General features: G+C 38.6%; 16 protein-coding genes and 2 tRNA genes. All 18 read left to right on the plus strand.

Translation table 11 applies throughout. The annotated features are described in order from the left end of the window. Window positions 1-131 precede the first annotated feature (131 nt). The gene (locus tag I2E70_RS08885; protein WP_195424484.1) at window positions 132-827 is read left to right on the plus strand and encodes a B3/4 domain-containing protein; all 696 of its coding nucleotides are present in this window, start codon (window positions 132-134) and stop codon (window positions 825-827) included. A gap of 173 nt (window positions 828-1,000) precedes the next feature. Beyond that, window positions 1,001-2,614 carry a CTP synthase gene (locus I2E70_RS08890; RefSeq protein ID WP_003004055.1) on the plus strand — a complete coding sequence of 538 codons (1,614 nt, stop codon included), beginning with the start codon at window positions 1,001-1,003 and terminating at the stop codon, window positions 2,612-2,614. Window positions 2,615-2,737: 123 nt separating this feature from the next. Continuing rightward, window positions 2,738-2,823 (plus strand) — tRNA-Leu (locus I2E70_RS08895). Window positions 2,824-2,903: 80 nt separating this feature from the next. Then, the gene (locus I2E70_RS08900) at window positions 2,904-3,353 is read left to right on the plus strand and encodes a hypothetical protein (RefSeq protein ID WP_195424485.1); all 450 of its coding nucleotides are present in this window, start codon (window positions 2,904-2,906) and stop codon (window positions 3,351-3,353) included. Between the two features lie 344 nt (window positions 3,354-3,697). Then, window positions 3,698-4,579 (plus strand): class II fructose-bisphosphate aldolase, encoded by an 882-nt coding sequence (locus I2E70_RS08905; protein WP_003004573.1) that lies wholly within the window; start codon window positions 3,698-3,700, stop codon window positions 4,577-4,579. Window positions 4,580-5,046: 467 nt separating this feature from the next. After that, the gene (locus tag I2E70_RS08910; protein WP_195424487.1) at window positions 5,047-5,469 is read left to right on the plus strand and encodes a hypothetical protein; all 423 of its coding nucleotides are present in this window, start codon (window positions 5,047-5,049) and stop codon (window positions 5,467-5,469) included. Window positions 5,470-5,535: 66 nt separating this feature from the next. Then, entirely contained in the window at window positions 5,536-5,835 is a 300-nt protein-coding gene (locus I2E70_RS08915; protein WP_195424489.1) for a hypothetical protein, read from the plus strand. A 442-nt stretch (window positions 5,836-6,277) separates the two neighbouring features. Continuing rightward, window positions 6,278-9,547, plus strand: a complete 3,270-nt coding sequence (locus tag I2E70_RS08920) for a helicase-related protein (RefSeq protein WP_229060291.1) — start codon at window positions 6,278-6,280, stop codon at window positions 9,545-9,547. Further along, window positions 9,531-10,205 (plus strand): DUF4391 domain-containing protein, encoded by a 675-nt coding sequence (locus tag I2E70_RS08925; RefSeq protein ID WP_195424491.1) that lies wholly within the window; start codon window positions 9,531-9,533, stop codon window positions 10,203-10,205. Before I2E70_RS08920 ends, I2E70_RS08925 begins: the two co-directional genes overlap by 17 nt. Window positions 10,206-10,459: 254 nt before the next feature. Further along, on the plus strand, window positions 10,460-12,202 hold the full coding sequence (locus I2E70_RS08930; protein ID WP_416385331.1) for a site-specific DNA-methyltransferase: 1,743 nt from the start codon (window positions 10,460-10,462) through the stop codon (window positions 12,200-12,202). A 1-nt stretch (window position 12,203) separates the two neighbouring features. Then, on the plus strand, window positions 12,204-13,034 hold the full coding sequence (locus I2E70_RS08935; RefSeq protein WP_195424494.1) for a hypothetical protein: 831 nt from the start codon (window positions 12,204-12,206) through the stop codon (window positions 13,032-13,034). Between the two features lie 9 nt (window positions 13,035-13,043). Continuing rightward, window positions 13,044-16,118 carry a type III restriction-modification system endonuclease gene (locus I2E70_RS08940; protein WP_195424496.1) on the plus strand — a complete coding sequence of 1,025 codons (3,075 nt, stop codon included), beginning with the start codon at window positions 13,044-13,046 and terminating at the stop codon, window positions 16,116-16,118. A gap of 89 nt (window positions 16,119-16,207) precedes the next feature. Continuing rightward, a complete protein-coding gene (locus tag I2E70_RS08945) occupies window positions 16,208-17,146 on the plus strand; it encodes an alpha/beta fold hydrolase (protein WP_195424505.1) in 939 nt (312 codons plus the stop codon). A gap of 359 nt (window positions 17,147-17,505) precedes the next feature. Continuing rightward, a complete protein-coding gene (locus I2E70_RS08950; protein ID WP_195424498.1) occupies window positions 17,506-18,498 on the plus strand; it encodes an ABC transporter ATP-binding protein in 993 nt (330 codons plus the stop codon). Between the two features lies 1 nt (window position 18,499). After that, a complete protein-coding gene (locus I2E70_RS08955) occupies window positions 18,500-19,318 on the plus strand; it encodes an ABC transporter permease (protein WP_195424500.1) in 819 nt (272 codons plus the stop codon). Between the two features lies 1 nt (window position 19,319). Next, window positions 19,320-20,105, plus strand: coding sequence for an ABC transporter permease (locus I2E70_RS08960; RefSeq protein WP_195424502.1), 786 nt, complete (start codon window positions 19,320-19,322; stop codon window positions 20,103-20,105). 100 nt (window positions 20,106-20,205) lie between these two features. Continuing rightward, window positions 20,206-20,278 (plus strand) — tRNA-Thr (locus I2E70_RS08965). Window positions 20,279-20,477: 199 nt separating this feature from the next. Next, on the plus strand, window positions 20,478-20,789 hold the full coding sequence (locus I2E70_RS08970) for a hypothetical protein (RefSeq protein ID WP_195424507.1): 312 nt from the start codon (window positions 20,478-20,480) through the stop codon (window positions 20,787-20,789). The last annotated feature ends 83 nt before the right edge of the window (window positions 20,790-20,872 follow it).

The raw sequence follows: 20,872 nt of genomic DNA on the forward strand, positions 1-20,872 counted from the left end.
ATCAATAAAAATAGTTTATCTATCTTCTGAAAAAAAACCAATTGTTCCTTGTTTCTTTTTGTATGCATTGAAAAAAGTGCTGAAATGATGTATGATAAACGTGTAAGGATTCCCAAATAGGAGGTATTCAGATGGACTTTCATTTAGATCAAAGTTTAGTAGCTCTTGGTATTGATACGGTTGTGGTCGGAATTGCTAGAAATGTGGATTCCCAAGCAGTCTTGCCCCCTTCTTTTCTTGAAAAGAAGAAAGCAGTTGAACAATGGGCGCTCCAGTGTCAGACAGAAGAAGTAGCGGCATCCCCTGTCGTCAAAGGCTATACAGACCTCTTGCAAAAAGTAGGGCGTAGCATCAAGAAAAATCCGCCAACAGTCCTAGCTCTTATCCGAAACATCCAGCATCGAGGAGCTCTTCCTCAGATCAATAGCATCATCGATATCTATAATGTCGAATCTCTGAAGTCTTTTCTCGCGATCGGAGGACATGATCTGGATAAGATTGAAGGTCCGATTGAATTTACAGTGAGTCAAAGAGAAGATCTCTTTCTCCCGATCCTTTCTAGCGAAAAGCATGTAGCACCGACAGATCCTGTCTACCGGGATCAAAAAGGAGTTCTGGCTTGGTTGGATGTACGTGATAGTGACCATTACAAATTTGAGGAGACTACGCAAAACGCTCTCTTTGTCATCCAAGGAAATACCGAGACGTCGGTCGAGATGCGTTTAGAAGCGCTGGAACGAATCCACAAGGACCTTGCTCTTTGCATGTCTCAACTTCAATTTGAGAAATTTCTCGTCACACAAAATGGAGTGGAAAAGGTCGTGTAAACAGCGAAAATTATTTTCATGAAATTTTCAATTTGACAAAGTAGACCATTTGCGGTAAGATATTGTTCGGGCACCTCATTTTGAGGTCGGAGCTCCCTAAGGATTAGGGAGCTATTTTTGTTTTTTCTGCAAAGAGGAATGGCCTCTACAACATTAGAAGAAGAGGAAAGCACATGTCAACAAAATATATTTTTGTCACGGGTGGTGTCGTATCATCCATCGGGAAAGGGATTGTCGCAGCAAGTCTTGGTCGCTTGCTCAAAAATCGTGGATTGAAAGTGACCATCCAAAAATTTGACCCTTATATCAATATCGACCCAGGGACGATGAGCCCTTACCAACACGGGGAAGTATTTGTCACAGACGATGGAGCAGAGACAGACTTGGACCTTGGTCACTATGAACGCTTTATTGATATCAATCTGAATAAGTACTCAAATGTGACAACAGGGAAAATTTATAGCGAAGTCCTTCGCAAGGAACGTCGTGGAGAATACTTGGGTGCGACTGTACAGGTTATTCCTCATATTACAGATGCTTTGAAAGAAAAGATCAAACGAGCAGCGACAACGACGGATTCAGATGTCATCATCACAGAAGTCGGGGGAACCGTTGGAGACATTGAGTCCCTTCCATTCCTTGAAGCTCTTCGTCAAATGAAGGCAGATGTTGGTGCTGAAAACGTTATGTACATCCACACCACTCTTCTTCCTTACTTGAAAGCTGCGGGAGAAATGAAAACCAAGCCGACGCAACACTCTGTGAAAGAATTGCGTGGTCTTGGGATTCAACCAAATATGTTGGTCATTCGTACAGAAAAACCAGCTGGTCAAGGAATTAAGAACAAGTTGGCTCAATTCTGTGATGTGGCACCAGAAGCTGTCATCGAGTCACTTGATGTGGAACATTTGTACCAAATCCCATTGAACTTGCAAGCACAAAATATGGACCAAATCGTTTGTGACCATTTGAAATTGGATGTTCCTGCAGCAGATATGACAGAATGGTCTGCAATGGTCGATAAGGTCATGAACCTCAAGAAGCAGGTCAAGATTTCCTTGGTTGGAAAATACGTAGAATTGCAAGATGCCTACATTTCTGTCGTTGAGGCCTTGAAGCACTCAGGGTATGCCAATGATGCAGAAGTCAAGATTAATTGGGTCAATGCCAATGATGTGACAGCTGAAAATGTGGCAGAACTCCTTGGAGATGCGGATGGGATCATTGTCCCAGGTGGTTTTGGTCAACGGGGAACAGAAGGAAAAATTCAAGCCATCAAGTATGCGCGTGAACAGGACGTCCCAATGTTGGGTGTCTGCCTGGGAATGCAGTTAACCTGTATCGAATTTGCCCGTCACGTTTTAGGCTTGGAAGGGGCCAATTCATCAGAATTGGATCCAGAAACCAAGTATCCAATTATCGATATCATGCGGGACCAAATCGATGTGGAAGACATGGGAGGAACGCTCCGTCTCGGTCTTTACCCATCTAAACTCAAACGAGGATCAAAAGCAGCCGCTGCCTATGACAATCAAGAAGTGGTGCAACGTCGCCACCGTCACCGTTATGAGTTTAACAATGCTTTCCGTGAACAGTTCGAAGAAGCAGGATTTGTCTTCTCAGGCGTTTCACCAGACAACCGTTTGGTCGAAATCGTTGAAATCCCAGAAAACAAATTCTTTGTTGCTTGCCAATACCACCCAGAATTGTCAAGCCGTCCAAACCGCCCAGAAGGACTTTACACAGCCTTTATCACAGCGGCAGTTGAAAACCACGATAGCAAATAAAAATCAAGGGAGCAGGTCCTTCGACCTGTTCCTTTTTGTGAAAAAATGACAAACTCTGAAAAAAGTTTGAAAAAAATCTTGACAAGAAAGTAGAAGATTGATATACTAGTAAGGTACTCAATCGCGGGGATGGCGGAATTGGCAGACGCGCAGGACTAAGGATCCTGTGACCGCTTTAGGTCGTGAGGGTTCAAGTCCCTCTCTCCGCATCGGATGAAGATAGCTTCGGCTGTCTTTTTTTGTTTCTCGAAACCTTTGTGGTAGAATAGATGTGAGATGAGGTGAGAATATGAAGAAGTATCTTGTTTTGGTCGATGGCCTCTTTGCACTATTGGGAAGTGCCATTAATTTTTTCGGTCCTATCCTGATTTTAGCGATGGGGATGGGCGCATACAAATATACCTTTAGATACTTTATCGCCTTAAATATATGGAATGTCCTCATTTTTTTAGTGGCGATTGCTTCTAAGTATCTGCTCAGAGATGAAAAAAGAATCAAAAAATGGATTCTTCATCTTTTTCTGATAGCAGGCAGTATACTCTTTCTTGCGTCAATCCTTGCTGTGTGTGAGAATATTCCCTTTCTTGAGGGATTGGTAAACGGACTTCTTGGAAAAATATTTACCGACAGTCAGTTATTTGCTGCTTATTTCTATTCTCAATGGGTTGCAGCGGTATCCCTTGTGATTTGCGGGATTGCCTTTCTCCTTTCACTAAAAAAATTTAAAGAAGAGAATTGAGAGTGGGACAGAAATCGGTAATTCGTTAGAATTCGATTTCGTCGTCCCACCTCCGCACAGTTGAGTAGGGCTGTAAAAGCTGATGAAATCAGCGTAGTAGAGCCCACTCAACCACTGCGTCTTGCTCGACAATCTAAAAATAATTGAGAGGCTAGGACTTTTGTCCCAGCCTCTTTTACTTATTTGCTAGGATGAGAGTCTTAGGAGATAGGAGATTCCGTCCTATTTATCGGAAGAAATCGCTTAAAGCTACAGGAAAAGCTAGCAATTTCATCTAAAAAGTGATAAAATAAACAATGTAAGTGGGATTAGCCCCACAAAAATTTATAGGAGGCCTATAACAAATGGCAATCGTTTCAGCAGAAAAATTTGTCCAAGCAGCTCGTGACAATGGTTATGCAGTTGGTGGATTTAACACAAACAACCTTGAGTGGACTCAAGCTATCTTGCGTGCAGCAGAAGCTAAGAAAGCTCCAGTACTTATCCAAACTTCTATGGGTGCTGCTAAATACATGGGTGGTTACAAAGTATGTAAAGCCCTTATTGAAAACCTTGTAGAATCAATGGGTATTACTGTACCAGTTGCTATTCACCTTGACCATGGTCACTACGACGATGCTCTTGAATGTATCGAAGCTGGTTACACTTCAATCATGTTTGACGGTTCACACCTTCCAGTTGAAGAAAACCTTAAATTGGCGAAAGATGTCGTTGAAAAAGCTCATGCTAAAGGTATCTCAGTAGAAGCTGAAGTTGGTACTATCGGTGGTGAAGAAGACGGTATCATCGGTGACGGTGAATTGGCACCAATCGAAGACGCTAAAGCAATGGTTGCTACAGGAATCGACTTCTTGGCTGCAGGTATCGGTAACATCCACGGTCCTTACCCAGCAAACTGGAAAGGTCTTCACCTTGACCACTTGCAAAAATTGACTGAAGCTGTTCCAGGATTCCCAATCGTATTGCACGGTGGATCAGGTATCCCTGATGATCAAATCCAAGCAGCTATCAAACTTGGTGTTGCAAAAGTTAACGTGAACACTGAATGCCAAATCGCATTTGCAAATGCTACTCGTCAATTCGTACGTGAATACGATGCAAACGAAGCAGAATACGACAAGAAGAAACTCTTCGACCCACGTAAATTCTTGAAACCAGGTTTCGAAGCAATTACTGCAGCTGTTGAAGAACGTATCGACGTATTCGGTTCAGAAGGCAAAGCTTAATAAAAACAGGAAAGCAAGGTCCCGTGTGGATCTTGTTTTTTTGTGTGAGAAAAGTTGGACCAGGAATAAGGTTAGAAGACTCCTCAATCTTCAAATGTTTTTCACAAAAAAATATTGCAATATGTAGTGGAAAATGATATCCTAGTAAAGGTATCAGAAGGTACCTCCTATGATTTTAATTTAGAGATACTCTAAGCTTTTATAATATCTTAGTAGTTTCGAATTTGTAGTGTACCATTGGTACCTTAAGAGAGCCGTTAAGGTTCTCTTTTTTTGTAACCTTAATTTTCAATTCTGCTTAAAACTCCAAAAGATATTAAATAGTAATTTTTTATAAAACATTCCGAAAAAGCCTTTACTACTGCCTAAACTATGATATAATGAATCGATTATGAAAACTCATTTTGTAGGGAAGGCCCTATAGCATGAATGCTATAAGAAGAGTTTTGAAATGGAGAAAATAAAGTATGTATGATTTTAATAGAAAATTACTTACAGGGTGGGCTACATCTATTGTAGTGATTGCTATTATGATTGTCAGTTTAATAAATTCTGGTAGTACAAGTGTGAGTTACTCAGAGCGTGAGCAACAACTGAAGAGAAAACAAAATAATCCTCTAGGATATCAGGATAATGAGATTGTTGAGAAAATCATTGTCGATAGAGGAACCAACTCAGTTTCCTACGAACATATTTTAGAAGATAAAGATCATATGAAAAGCTATTATATTGTCGTATGGAATGAACAAAATAGCTTGAAAAACTATCAAAAAGTTACCTATGATTACTTTAAAAAAGTTCATCCAGGAGATACTTGGGATGGTAAAACGACAATACCAGAAGAGCCATTATATGATATCTACAATTCTACTAAAGATGACGAATGGTAGAATGGAGGGCAAACTTTCCTAAATGATGATGTTTCTTAGGTCGATTATGGAAAAGGAGTTAGAAATTTGAATATGAGTAAAGAGAATAAATTTATTCTAATCGGACTGATCTCTACTGTTTTATTAGGTATCATTCTTGTATTTCCCTTGATAAATATGATGAAGAAAAACGCAGCCATCAAAGAACGCATTAACTACCTAGAGAAGAGACGAACAAAGCCAAGCTATAAGGATAGGGAAGTTATTGAATTCGCTGAACTAGGTGGTACTCGTTATGTTGTGTATTGGTCTGATCATGAGGAGGCTAAAGTATATGAAGTTCCATTTTCATACATGTTCCCAAAGGTTGGGGAGATTTATGAATGAGTGTAGAGCATGTTAACAATTTTTACTTTTTGTAGTATTAGAGTAGAAGTGTGCATTTGATTTGTTATACCTGTTTATGAAGAGAAAAATCAATGTTATAAAAAGTCGATATATTCAAAGTGGATCATTAAAAAGTAGTTGAACGATGTTTTTAAGAAAATTGAAGGTACATAACTTCTGTTTTAACATTTAGAGCATGATTTTATAGGAAGCGATAGAGAGTATAATCGAGAAAACTTCAAATTAACTGATAGGAAAGGTTGATTTGAAGTTTTTTAATATTTAGATCAAGTAACTGTTGTAAAAAAATAAAATTTGAGCACCTTCTACAACACGATTAAAACTTCTTTATTTAGTAATTTTTTTGTTTTGGTCACAACTTTAAAAGCCGTTAGAAACTTCGTATGATATAATTAAATTGTTGAGTTAATATTAGGAGATTATGATGGAAATTGATAATCGTAGTATTCGTCTAGGAGATGAATTAAAGAAAGAAATAAAGCCTGGAAGCAAGGTGAAGATTGCTGCTGCAACTTTTTCGATGTTTGCCTTTCAACAGTTAAAGGAAGAACTTGAAACGATCGAGGAGTTAAAATTTATCTTTACAAATCCAACCTTTGTGACTGATGAGACGAGAGTTGGATATCGTGAATATACGATCCCCAAAAGAGAGCGAGAGCAGTCTATTTTTGGAGGACGTTATGAGCTGAAGTTAATGAATGAATTAACCCAAAAAGCAATTGCTAGAGAATGTGCTGAATGGATTAGGAAAAAGGCTCGTTTTAAATCTATCAACATTGAAACCGATGAGATGCCAAATGGTATGCGTATAGAAACGGATGGTGATACTGTCGCTGTGGATCGCCTTAAAAACTTTGATCGAAAAGAATTAGGCTATGATTCTTCTTTATTCAAAACGACACGGAATATCTACCATGCTCCATTGAGTTTATCCTATCTAGATGAATTTGATAGTCTCTGGCAAAATGATGAGTATTTTCGGGATGTGACAGAAGAGTTCTTGGAAACTCTCAATTTAGCTCATAAAGAGCATTCCCCTGAATTTCTCTACTATGTCATGCTCTATAACCTCTTCAATGAATTTCTTGAGGATATTAATGATGACTATACCCCAAATGAACAGGTAGGCTATAAAAATACCAAGTTGTGGAATCTTCTTTATGATTTCCAACAAGATGCAGTAAAATCAATCATCTCAAAACTTGAAAAGTATAACGGCTGTATCTTAGCAGATTCAGTGGGGTTAGGAAAAACTTTTACAGCTTTAGCGGTCATGACCTACTATGCCTATCGTGGGAAACGAATTTTAGTCTTGTGTCCGAAAAAGTTAGAAAACAACTGGAACATGTACCGACATGATTATGTCAACAACCCTATTTATGACCGTCATCTCATTTACGATGTTTTGTATCATACTGATCTAAGTCGAGATAAAGGGACTTCAAATGGAATAGACCTTGCCTTAAATAAATGGGAGAATTATGACTTAGTGGTTATTGATGAGTCTCATAATTTCCGTAATGGTGGATCCAGCGAAAGTGATCAAGCGGAGGGACGTGAAAATCGTTATAGCCGATTGATGAATCGAATTATTAAATCGGGTGTTCCTACTAAGGTGCTGATGTTATCAGCTACTCCAGTTAATAATCGCTTTAATGATCTGAAAAATCAAATCGCTTTAGCCTATGAAGGAGATGTAGAGCAGATAGATGGGAAATTAGATACACAGTCATCAATTAATGATATTTTTCGGAATGCTCAATTAGCCTATAACAAATGGGCAGACTTACCAGCTGAAGAGCGAACGACAGATAAACTATTATCGACTTTAGACTTTGATTTCTTTAAAGTTCTGGATAGTGTGACAATTGCTCGTAGTCGTAAACACATCCGAGAATTTTATGATCGAAAAGCGATTGGAGATTTTCCAGAACGTCTGAAACCAAGAAACTTAGAACCTGATTTGACAGTGTCTGATCTGGATGTGACTTATAAAAAGTTATACCAGTTGTTAGATCAGTTACAGTTAACCATTTACCAACCTTCACTTTATATCTATCCCTCAAAGCGTGAGAAATACGAAATAACATTATCAGGGAATAAAGCCAACCTTACTCAACTGGGTCGTGAGTCGGGCATGAAAAAGTTGATGATGATTAATTTGCTTAAACGCTTGGAAAGTTCTGTGGCAGCTTTTCGTTATACCTTGATAGATGTTGTTAAATCTTATGTAGATGAGACTTTAAAAGCTATTTCAACATATGAGCAAACTGGTCTAGATGCTCTATCCGGAGTGCCAGTCTTAAATGAAGATGATTTCGATATAGAAGATAGTAACTTAGATGTCTTTATCGGGAAGAAGAATAGAATTGCTTTGAAAGATATGGACTATCGCAGTTGGAAATTGGAGTTAGAGAAAGATCAAGCAATTTTGCTGGAATTGGAAGAACTTATCGATCAAATCACTCCTGCAGAAGATAAAAAATTGCAAACACTCTATCGGTTGATCGATGAAAAAATGACTCATCCAATCAATGAAGGCAATAAAAAACTCATTATCTTTTCTGCCTTTGCGACGACCACTAATTATCTCTATAAACATATTAGCAAATATGTACTAGATAAATACGGACTTCATACGGCACAAATTTCTGGTACAAAAGGATTTGAAACAACGCTAAAAACGAACCATCGAGACCTCAATTCCCTTTTGACTTATTTTTCACCACAATCAAAAGATAGGAATCTCCTATTCCCGGATGATCAAAGAGAGATTGATGTCTTGATTGCAACAGATGTTATTTCTGAAGGGCAAAACCTGCAGGATGCAGACATGATGGTCAATTATGATATCCATTGGAATCCTGTTCGGATCATTCAACGCTTTGGACGTGTGGATCGGATTGGGAGCAAAAATAAGTTTATTCAGCTTGTAAACTTTTGGCCAAATATCGAGTTAGATGAATACATCGATCTTAAATCTCGTGTTGAATCACGCATGAAAATATCCGTTCTCACATCTACCGCAGATGACAATGTTCTTTCTAGCGAAGAGATAGAAGATAATAACTATCGTAAGAAACAACTAGAGCGTCTTAGAAATGAAGTTGTCGACTTAGAAGAGATGAGTGAAGGAATTTCTATTATGGATTTAGGATTGGAAGACTACCGAATGGATCTTCTGAAGTATCTCGACAGCCATCCTGAATTGGAAAAAGTACCAAAAGGTCTGCAAGCCATCTTGTCAGTTGAGAATAAAGAAGCAGAAGGAGCAATCTTTGTTTTAAAAAATAAAGACGAACTTAGAGGTAAGAATCAGAAGAATCAACTTCATCCATATTACATTCTCTATGTGAATAGTGCAGGTGATTTAGTAGTTTCTCCGGAAGAGAGCAAAAAGATTTTAGATCTATTGGGGAGTCTATGTCGTGGCAAGACGCAACCATTGCAATCTCTGGTGAATCAGTATAACGGTCAAACAAAAGATGGGAAAGAGATGTCAGGATATTCTAAGCTATTACAGCAGGCTATTGAGCAACTGATGGAACAAGATCAACTGACTACTATGGATGCACTCTTCAATTTTGGAACGGTTAATTTGATGAATACCAGCATTGAAGGGATGGATGATTTTGAACTGATTTGTTTCTTTGCCCTGCTAAAAGGAGAGCGTTATGATACAGTTTCCTGATTACACTTGTTTGCCAACTCCTCATGTGCTCTACAGACCCCACAAAAAGGGCAATCGTGATTTCTTTGATAACTTAGCTCTGAACAAACAGGAAAAGCAAGAATTACGCGATCAGATTCAACTCATTCAAATCACCCATCAAATAGACTCGCAAACGACAAATATTCCTGAGGGAAACACCGTTAAGCAGATCATGGTCTTAGAAATTCACCTCAATCAGCAAGAGTTCACAACTAGTTTACTAGAAAAACTAGATGAACGACTTGGTCTTTATACAGTCTTTGTTCTTAAACTTCCTTTTGGAAAGGATGAACTCTTGATTCATTACAAGGAAGCTCTTGGACAAGAGAAAGATGGAAGACATTTTAAAAATGTCCGTCGTTTCAGTACACAAGAGGATTGTCAAATCCAACTTGAAGGCAATGACTTAGACCAAGTCTATGAAATGCTGATTAAGGAGACGGGGAAAAAACAACTTCAAAGTAAGTTGGACGGTAACTTGAAAGAGTCGGTTGAGCTGACAGAACAACTAGAAAAATTGGAGAAGCAAGCCCAACGTCTTAAGAAGCAAATGTATGCAGAAAAATCGATGAGAAAGCAGATGGAAGTAAAGAAAGACTACCAAGCAGTTCTCAAACAGATCCAAGAATTAAAATAAGGATTACTTGTATACTATAGACAAGTACACAGAAACCATTATTAGAAAGGGTACATATGACTACAGAACAATATAAAGGCGAACATACTGGCCTCGATCTTTTAAAAGTAGGCTCCAAAGATGTCTTTACAGATAATATTTCCAAAATTGGGCAACTCTTTCCAGAAGTCTTGACAGAAAAAAGAGATGAGCACGGAAGACTTCGCCCTGCCATTGACTTTGAGAAACTAAAACAGTTTTTATCAGAGGAAATTGTGGATGGCCGAGAGTCCTATGAGTTTACCTGGGTTGGAAAACGCGAAGCCATCGCAGAAGCTGGACGACCAACGACTCAGACCTTGCGACCAGACCTTGATGAGAGTGTTGACTTTGATAAGAGTGAAAATATCTTCATCACTGGGGATAATTTAGAAGTCTTGAAAATCTTACAAGAATCTTATCTCGGAAAAATCGATATGATCTATATCGATCCACCCTATAATACAGGGAAAGACTTTGTATACTCTGATAAGTTCCAAAAAACGGACCAAGAGTTGAAAGAAGAGATGGATCTCTTGGATGAAGAAGGGCGCCAAGTCGTTGGTCTCACTAAAAATGAAAAGAGTTCAGCTCGTTACCACTCAGATTGGCTCAATATGATGTATCCACGCCTCCGTCTAGCGCGCAATCTCCTCAAGGATTCAGGTGTTATCTTTATCTCTATCGATGATAATGAACAGTCCAATCTGAAAGCTATTTGTGATGAGATATTTGGGGAGGAAAATTTTGTAGCAAATCTCGTCTGGCTAAATAAAGAAGGGGGAGGAAGTTCAGATAGTAAGTTATTTAGACTTAAACATGAGTATATTCTTTGTTATTCTAAGTCAATAGATTTACTTGAAATCAATGGAGTAGAAATTACTAATATTGATAGGTATGTATTATCTGATGAAATTCGAGGCAAGTATTATCTGCAAAAACTAGGAATGGGTTCTATCCAATATTCTGAATCGTTAGACTATCCAATAGAGTGTCCTGATGGAACTTTTGTTACTCCTTCTCAAAATAATTCGGGACAAAAAGCTTGTTGGAGATGGAGTAAGGAAAAGTTAAAATGGGGCATTGATAATGAGTATCTTGTCTTTAAAAAAGACAAGAATGGAATTTGGACAGTTTATACAAAACAATATTTAAATTATGATAATAATGGCACAAGGATCGATAGAACTCAACGTCCAATGGGAGTTGTTGAAAACTTTTCAAGTACACAAGGGGCAAAACAAACACAAATTCTTCTTGGAAAAGGTTATTTCAATTATCCTAAAGATTCTAATTTAATTAAGTATTTAGTTGATCGCTTGACCGTAAATTCTCCTCTAATTCTAGATTTCTTCGGTGGCTCTGGTACTACAGCAGACGCAGTTATGCAACTGAATGCGGAAGATGGGGGAAATCGTAAGTTTATCTTGTGTACTTTGGATGAGGAAGTGGCCGATAAGTCTGCTGCCAAAGAAGTGGGATATGAAACTATTGACCAAATTTCACGTGAGCGGATTCGTCGTGCTGCTGCTAAGGTTCAGGAAGAATATCCAGAATTGGTTGGTAAGCAAGACTTTGGATTTAAAGCTTACAAACTAGACTCTTCAAATTTCAAGGATGTTTCAGCTCGACCGGATCAATTTATCCAAGGGGAACTTTTTGATAGTGTATCCAATATCAAGGAAGGTCGTTCTGGACTTGATTTGCTCTTCCAAGTTATGCTGACATGGGGGATGGAATTGTCCTTAGCGATTGATTCGAAGAAAGTAGCAGGAGCAGAAGTCTTTGATGTAGATCAAGGTTCCCTTATGGCCTGCTTTGATGATGATATATCGGAAGAAGTCATCCGATACATTGCGCAAGAACAACCACTCCGTGCCGTTTTCCGTGATAGCTCATTTGCCAATTCAGCAGATAAAATTAACGTAAGTGAAATATTTAAGGAATTATCACCTAATACGAAAGTGAAGGTAGTGTAGGGTGGATAAACAGGAAATCAGTCAACTCAGTAAAGATACTTTAGTTGAAACGTTTTTAGATGTTATGATTGATGCGGGGAAAGGCTGGATTAAGGAGCAAGGACTTTCTACAATTACAGAAACTACATTTTCTTTAGGACTTTCTTCTATTCCGGTTTTAGGTAATGCTATTTCAACTTTTAAATTAACTAGATCAATAAAAAACCTTGAAATATTGGTAGCTGAGCTTCAAGATGATTTTGATGCTATTAAACGGAATCTCAATGTTATGAGTGTCGAAGTTAAGAGAGATATAGATTCAGTTTTTACCTATATGCTTGAAAAGACTGTTGAGGAAAAACAAGATGAAAAAATAAAGTTTTTTGCAAGTAGTTTTGTGAGACTGTCTGAATTTCAGAGCATAGATGTTGATATTAGTTATATTTATTACGATACTCTTTCTGCGCTTACTGCACTAGATTTGAAAGTGCTATTTGAAATGCAACGTGGATTTTCTTATTATTATTTAAACCCAGAAGAGACACCGAGTATAGATATTTCTCCTGAACAATTGAGAGCTGTTAAGTCTAATTTAGAAAGAATGGGATTAATTGAGAATCAATTTATATTGGACGTTGGGAAAGATATCGAAAAAATAAATGTAGCTATTTCTGAATACCGTGATGCAATTATTGAGGTTCAAGATCGATTAGAAAAACCTAAAACTAGAATTCATCCAATAAAATCTCGAACAAAATCAAAAGTACCAAAACTCAAGGCTAAAAATAAGTTAGTATTATCTAATTTTGGAAAATCAATGATAGATTTCTTTGGGAAGGTTTCAGAAAGGTAAATGTACAATATGAAACTACAATTTAAAAAACAACCATTCCAGTTGGATGCAGTTAGTGCAATTGCAGATATATTTCAAGGGCAGCCCAAACAAACTGGAATCAAATATATGGCTGATCCAGGTCGTCAAAAGTCAGATGAGGTGGATTTGGTATTGGATGCTTATCGAAATGCTCCGATTCAATTGGACCAGGAAGCTATTCGAAGGAATGTTCATGCCGTACAAACTCATTTCGGATTACGACCTTCTGAAAGCCTTTCGATCGATATGGTAGCAGGTCGTCCAGCCTATAATTTTTCTATAGAGATGGAGACAGGGACGGGAAAAACCTATACCTATATCCGTACTATTATGGAGTTAAATAAACGTTATGGTTGGCTCAAGTTTGTCATTGTTGTTCCGAGTGTGGCTATACGTGAAGGGGTTCTCAAGTCTTTGCAGATTATGACAACTCACTTCCAGATGGAGTATGGGAAACAGCCTAGATATTTTGTCTATGACTCCTCCCGTCTAGGAGATTTAGATAGTTTTGCCAACTCGTCGGACCTCCAAATCATGGTCATCAACTCCCAGGCTTTTAATGCAAAAGGAAAAGATGCCAGACGAATCCATGCGGAGCAGGAAAGTTTCCGTTGGCGTCGCCCAATTGACGTATTAGCAGCTATGAACCCAATCATGATTATCGACGAGCCCCAGTCTGTTGAAGGGAAGCAGACCAAAGAACGACTAAAAGACTTTAAGCCTCTCTTTACCCTTCGTTACTCAGCTACTCATAAAGAAAAGCATGATATGGTTTATCGATTGGATGCCATGGATGCCTATAATCAAAAATTGGTTAAGAAGATTGCGGTGAAGGCTATCGAACAAGCTGGAACGACAGGGACTCAAGGATATCTGTATTTACAAGAAATTCTTCCTCAGAAATCCGGTTCTCCAAAAGCTAAGATTGAGTTCGAGGTAAGAACTCAGTCGGGAGTGAAACGTAAAACAAGAATCGTTGAAGAACCTTTTGATCTATATGCTGAATCTGGTAACCTGTCCTCTTATCAAGGTATGACGTTGAGTCAATTTAACGCAAGAGACAATAAAATCCAGGTCGGTGCGACGCAGGAATTATATGTTGGAGAGGTCATGGGTGAAGTCGATGAGTCGAGTATGCGAAGAATTCAAATTCGTGAGACCATTAAGAGTCACCTGGAGAAGGAAAGTAGACTATATAATCGCAGAATCAAGGTGCTTTCGCTATTCTTCATTGATGAGGTTGCAAAATATAAGCAATATGATGCTCAAAATGATCCTCATAATGGGGAGTATGCTCAAATCTTTGAAGAAGAATATGAAAGTCAAGTTAGACAGTTCTTACGGACTCAGGAACCCTCTCCTTATTATCGTTATTTGGAATCGCATCTTGATGGCAATGCAGTTCATGCGGGTTACTTTTCAGTCGATAAAGTGAAAAAGTCAGACAAGATGGTATTTGTGGATTACAAATCTGCTAGTGAAAAGAAAAGCAATTCATCAAACGATAAAGATGCCTATGATTTGATCATGAAAGATAAGGAACGTTTGTTGAGTTTCGAGGAACCAGTACGCTTTCTATTCTCGCATTCAGCCTTAAAAGAAGGTTGGGATAATCCCAATGTTTTTCAAATCTGTACTCTCAAGCAGTCTTCAGCAGAGACTCGGAAACGACAAGAGATTGGCCGTGGGATGCGTTTGGCCGTGGACCAAAATGGTGTGCGTCAAGACTTGGAACTTTTACAGAGTGAAGTCCATGAAATCAACAAATTGACTATCATTGCAAATGAAAGCTATGACCAATTTGCACGTGGATTACAAGCAGAGTTGAAAGAGCTGTTAGCTGATCGTCCTGTAAAAGTCGATGTTGCCTTATTTGAAAATAAAGTAATCGAAAATGAAGCAGGAGAAAAGATCAGGATTACTAAAGAACAGGCCGAGTCCATTCAGTATGATTTGATTAATCAGGGTTATATTGATAAGAAAGGTCAACTGACTGCAAATTATTTTACTGCCAAGGAAAATAATCAGTTGAACTTATCAGATACACTTCCTGGCTTTGAGGACCAGGTTGTTGAAGTACTTGAAAGTATCTACCAATCTGGAAAATATGAGATCGAAAATGCTAACAATACAACAGTGCAGTTCTCAAAGGAAGTAAATAAAGAAAATATCGCTCGAAAAGAGTTTTTGGCACTCTGGAATCAGATTAATCGCAAAACAGCTTATCAAGTAACTTTTGATGATGCAGAGTTAGTAGAGCAGTCTGTTGCATACATTAATGAAAAGCTCGTAGTTAGTCAACCGATGTATAATATTACGCAGGCTAGTGCAAGTCAAATGACCAAAGAAGGTCTAGGATTAGTTGTTGGAGAAAATGATCGTCACCAGGAATATATCGAAAATAGCCAAATTGCAACTCAGTATGATTTACTAGGGGAAGTAGCAGATCATACGGGTCTAACTCGGAAGGTAGTAGCAGAAATTCTGAGTAAGATTTATGTCTATCAGTTTGAAAAGTTCAAACAAAATCCAGAAGAATTCATTTTAAAAGTATCGAAGTTGATTAATGAGCAAAAAGCAGCTCAAATTATTAAACATATTCAATACAATATTTTAGAAGATGAATATGGTATGGATTTATTCTATGATAATGCAGAAACTGCGAAACTTTCGGATGAGCATTTGCTAGAATCGAAAAAAGGTATCTATAACTTTGTAAAGGTTGACTCGAATACCGAGCGTAAGTTTAAAGAATCCCTGGAACAGTACGAAGACGTTCGTGTGTACGTGAAACTACCTGGGAAGTTTAGTATTAGTACACCTCTTGGGAATTACAATCCAGACTGGGCAATAGCCTTTCGTGAGGGAAGTGTAAAGCACATCTACTTCGTGGCAGAGACTAAAGGTTCAATGTCTAGTCTTCAGCTGAAACAAGCCGAAAAAGCAAAGATCGAGTGTGCAAAAGCGCACTTTAAAGCACTTGCTGAGGCAGGTCTGATTAGTGATCAATATATTTATGGCGTTGTTTCTAGTTATGAAGAATTACTAGGACTCGTTAAATGATGAATAACATTTTAATACAACAAGATCCCATGTGGATCTTGTTTTTTTGTTTGGGAAAGGTTGCTTCCAGGGGTTAATTTTTGTACAATATGCCTATGAAAAAATTCAAACTGTGGAGCTGGATCGTTTGTGGCTTTCTCCTGCTCTTTTTAGGTGCTACATTTGTTTTTCATCAATTTAGTTTACGAAATGAAAGTAAGCTTCTAACACCCATTGGTAAACAAGTTACAGTCAATGGACATCGAATGAATGTCTCTGTTAAAGGAGAAGGATCTGAAACAATCGTTTTTCTTTCCGGTGCAGGTATCGCCTCTCCTATTTTAGACTTTAAGAATCTATCAGATTCCCTATCCAAAAAATACAAAGTTGTTGTCGTGGAGCGAGCAGGATATGGTTTTAGTGAAGATAGTGATCGTTCAAGAGATGTGATGGAGGTCCTTTCTGAAACTCGTCAAGCTTTGGCGCAAGCTCATGTTTCAGGTCCTTATGTGATTATTTCGCATTCTATGGCCAGTTTAGAGAGTCTTGCTTGGCAAGAGAAATATCCAAATGAAGTGAAGGCTTTGATTGGTCTGGATTGGGCCTTGCCAGCGAGTTATGAAGATTTAAAGGATAATCAGGCCTTGCTTACTGTGGCTTATTGGAGCAGTAAGATTGGCTTATTACGCTATTTCCCTGAGTCCTTTTATATAAAAAATCCAACTCTGACTGAAACTGAACGACAACAATATAAATTACTAGCATATAAGCAGTTGATGTCACAAGCCATGCTTCATGAATCCCGTTTGGCAAAGGAAAATGCCAAGAAAGTTCCATCTAGCATTAATCCGAAAATTCCAGCCTTACTAATGGTTTCTAATGGTGATGGTACTAGCTTTAGCCAATCTGAGTGGCAACGTTATGCAGAGAGATTTGCAAGCGACCAGTCTAATGTTCAAGTCGTCTATATGGATGCGCCTCACGACCTCTATCATTATCAAAGCGATGCTATTGTTTCTCGCATTAAAGAATTTTTAGAGAATAATTGAGGGCTTAAAAATCCATTGAGACTGATGATAATAATTAAATGCTGAAGGATTAACAGTAGAATCGTTAATTTTCTCGATTAAAAAAATTCTTTTTCTTAACAAAAAACCTGCCCCTAAGGGCAGGTTTTTTGGTGTCTTAAGGAAACTATTTAACAGAATTTTTGATTAAAAGTTTCATTTTAAGAGAGAAATCTCTAATTTTATAATCAACAAGCAAACGCTTGCATTCCTTTTTTTATTAGATTATAATAGGTTGGTATAAAGCCTTCTGTAATAATATTTAGAAAGTGTAGAAAGTAAGGATTTAGAATATTTGTGGTCAAAAATACAATGTTGCTTCTTACGATAGGGAGATAGATATGGCAATGATAGAAGTGCAACATCTTCGGAAAAATTTTGTGAAGACAGTTAAGGAGCCGGGGTTAAAGGGAGCCTTGCGCTCCTTTATTCATCCTGAAAAGCAGACCTTTGAAGCGGTCAAGGATTTAACTTTTGAAGTTCCAAAAGGGCAGATTTTAGGATTTATCGGGGCAAATGGTGCTGGGAAGTCAACCACCATCAAAATGCTGACAGGAATTTTGAAGCCCACATCTGGCTTTTGTCGGATTAACGGCAAGATTCCCCAGGATAATCGCCAAGATTATGTCAAGGATATTGGAGTCGTTTTCGGACAACGCACCCAGCTATGGTGGGATTTGGCTTTGCAAGAGACCTACACGGTTTTGAAAGAGATCTATGATGTACCGGACTCGCTTTTCCAAAAGCGCATGGACTTTTTGAATGAAGTTTTGGATTTGAAGGAATTTATCAAGGATCCTGTGCGGACTCTTTCACTAGGTCAACGGATGCGGGCGGATATTGCGGCTTCCTTGCTTCACAATCCCAAAGTTCTCTTTTTAGATGAACCGACTATTGGTTTGGATGTGTCGGTCAAGGACAACATTCGTCGGGCCATTACCCAGATTAATCAGGAGGAAGAGACAACTATTCTCTTGACTACTCATGATTTGAGTGATATTGAGCAACTCTGTGATCGGATTTTTATGATTGATAAGGGGCAAGAGATTTTTGATGGAACGGTGAGCCAGCTCAAGGAGACCTTTGGAAAGATGAAGACTCTCTCCTTTGACCTGACGCCAGGTCAAAATCATCTCCTCTCTCATTATGAAGGTTTGCCTGATATGTCCATTGATAGACAAGGAAATACTCTCAATATTGAATTCGATAGTTCCCGCTACCAGTCGGCCGATATTATCAAGCAAACCTTATCTGATTTTGAGGTCCGTGATTTGAAGATGGTAGATACGGATATTGAAGATATTATCCGTCGCTTCTATCGAAAGGAGCTCTAAGATGGTCAAATTGTGGAGACGTTATAAACCCTTTATCAATGCAGGGATTCAGGAGTTGATTAGCTATCGAGTCAACTTTATTCTTTATCGGATTGGCGATGTCATGGGTGCTTTTGTGGCTTTTTATCTATGGAAGGCTGTCTTTGATTCCTCCCAGGAGACTTTGATTCAGGGCTTCAGTATGGCGGATATCACCCTCTACATCATCATGAGTTTTGTGACTAATCTTCTGACTAGGTCGGATTCTTCCTTTATGATTGGTGATGAGGTCAAGGATGGTTCCATTATCATGCGCTTGTTGCGACCAGTGCATTTTGCGGCTTCTTACCTCTTTACGGAGCTTGGTTCCAAGTGGTTGATTTTTATCTCTGTTGGACTGCCATTTTTAAGTGTCATTGTTTTGATGAAAATCTTATCTGGGCAAGGGATTGTAGAAGTGCTGGGACTAACTACCCTTTATCTTTTTAGCTTAACGCTGGCCTATCTGATTAACTTTTTCTTTAATATCTGCTTTGGATTTTCAGCCTTTGTATTTAAAAATTTATGGGGTTCCAATCTACTAAAGACTTCAATAGTGGCCTTTATGTCTGGCAGTTTGATTCCCTTAACGTTTTTTCCAAAAGTGATTTCAGATATTCTCTCCTTATTGCCATTTTCATCCTTAATTTATACTCCGGTCATGATTATTGTTGGGAAATACGATGCCAGTCAGATTCTTCAAGCACTTTTGCTTCAGTTTTTCTGGCTTATAGTGATGGTGGGCTTGTCTCAGTTGATTTGGAAACGAGTCCAGTCATTTATCACCATTCAGGGAGGTTAGTATGAAAAAATATCAACGCATGCATCTGATTTTTATCAGACAATACATCAAGCAAATCATGGAATATAAGGTGGATTTTGTGGTAGGTGTGTTGGGAGTCTTTCTGACTCAAGGCCTAAACCTCTTGTTTCTCAATGTCATCTTTCAACACATCCCCTCGCTAGAAGGTTGGACCTTTCAAGAGATTGCCTTTATCTATGGATTTTCCTTGATTCCCAAGGGATTGGACCATCTCTTTTTTGACAATCTCTGGGCCTTAGGTCAACGACTAGTTCGAAAAGGGGAGTTTGACAAGTATCTGACTCGTCCTATCAATCCTCTCTTTCACATCCTCGTTGAGACCTTTCAGATTGATGCCTTGGGTGAACTTTTGGTCGGTGGTATTCTATTAGGAACAACAGTAACTAGCATCTCTTGGACTCTTCCAAAATTCCTGCTTTTCCTAGTTTGTATTCCTTTTGCGACCTTGATTTACACTTCTTTAAAAATCGCGACAGCCAGCATCGCTTTTTGGACCAAGCAGTCAGGTGCTATGATTTACATTTTCTATATGTTTAATGATTTTGCCAAGTATCCTATTTCTATTTATAATTCGCTCCTTCGTTGGTTGATCAGTTTTATCGTGCCATTTGCCTTTACGGCTTACTATCCTGCCAGTTATTTCTTGCAGGACAAGGATGGGCTCTTTAACATTGGTGGTTTGATTCTAATTTCCCTTGTCTTCTTTGTTATTTCTTTGAAACTATGGGACAAGGGCTTAGATGCCTACGAAAGTGCGGGTTCGTAATAGGAAGAATCTCAAAGCCTTGTCTCAGGAAAGGCTTTTTCTAATGGAGATGAAAATTTCTTGACATCTATTCTCAGAGTGCTATACTAAGAAGGTAATCGCCGATTTAGCTCAGTTGGTAGAGCAACGCACTCGTAACGCGTAGGTCACAGGTTCGATCCCTGCAATCGGCATAGGAAGAAACGGCTTTGAAGGAGCGAGACGACGAATGATGGTGATAACCGATTCGTTCTGTCTCGCTCTTTTTTTGACCGCATAGGCGCCATTTTTGACCGCTTAGTCAAAAGTCCTTGTCTCCGTAGGAGCTCTCTGCTATCATAGAATCATCAAAGGAAGAAATACTTCCGAATAATCAAAATGAGGTATATGATGATGAAAAAACTACTTGGACTTGGATTTATTCTGGCAGCTCTTGCGGTTGTCACAATGGGAATGGTTGGTTTTCCAAAGCTCGATGTGAACATCTGGCCCCTATTTCCTGTTCTCTTATTTGCATTCTTTACACTTGAAAATTTCTTGAAAAAAGATTACAAGGCAAGTGTTATCTGCGCCTTGATCGCATTTATGATTGCAAACGCGATCTACGATCTCTTGCCGGTTTCAAATGGCTTAGTGATCACAGCGGGTGTCCTTGCTTGCGTGGGTCTTAGTTTTCTTTTACCGGATAAGAATAGCAACAAATAAAGGAAGGAGGCTGGGACAAAAGTCCTAGCCTCTTAATTGTTTTTGGATTGTCGAGCAAGACGCAGTGGTTGAGTGGGCTCTAC

The sequence above is a fragment of the Streptococcus parasanguinis genome (assembly GCF_015556095.1).
GTDB classification, from domain to species: Bacteria; Bacillota; Bacilli; order Lactobacillales; family Streptococcaceae; genus Streptococcus; species Streptococcus parasanguinis_Q.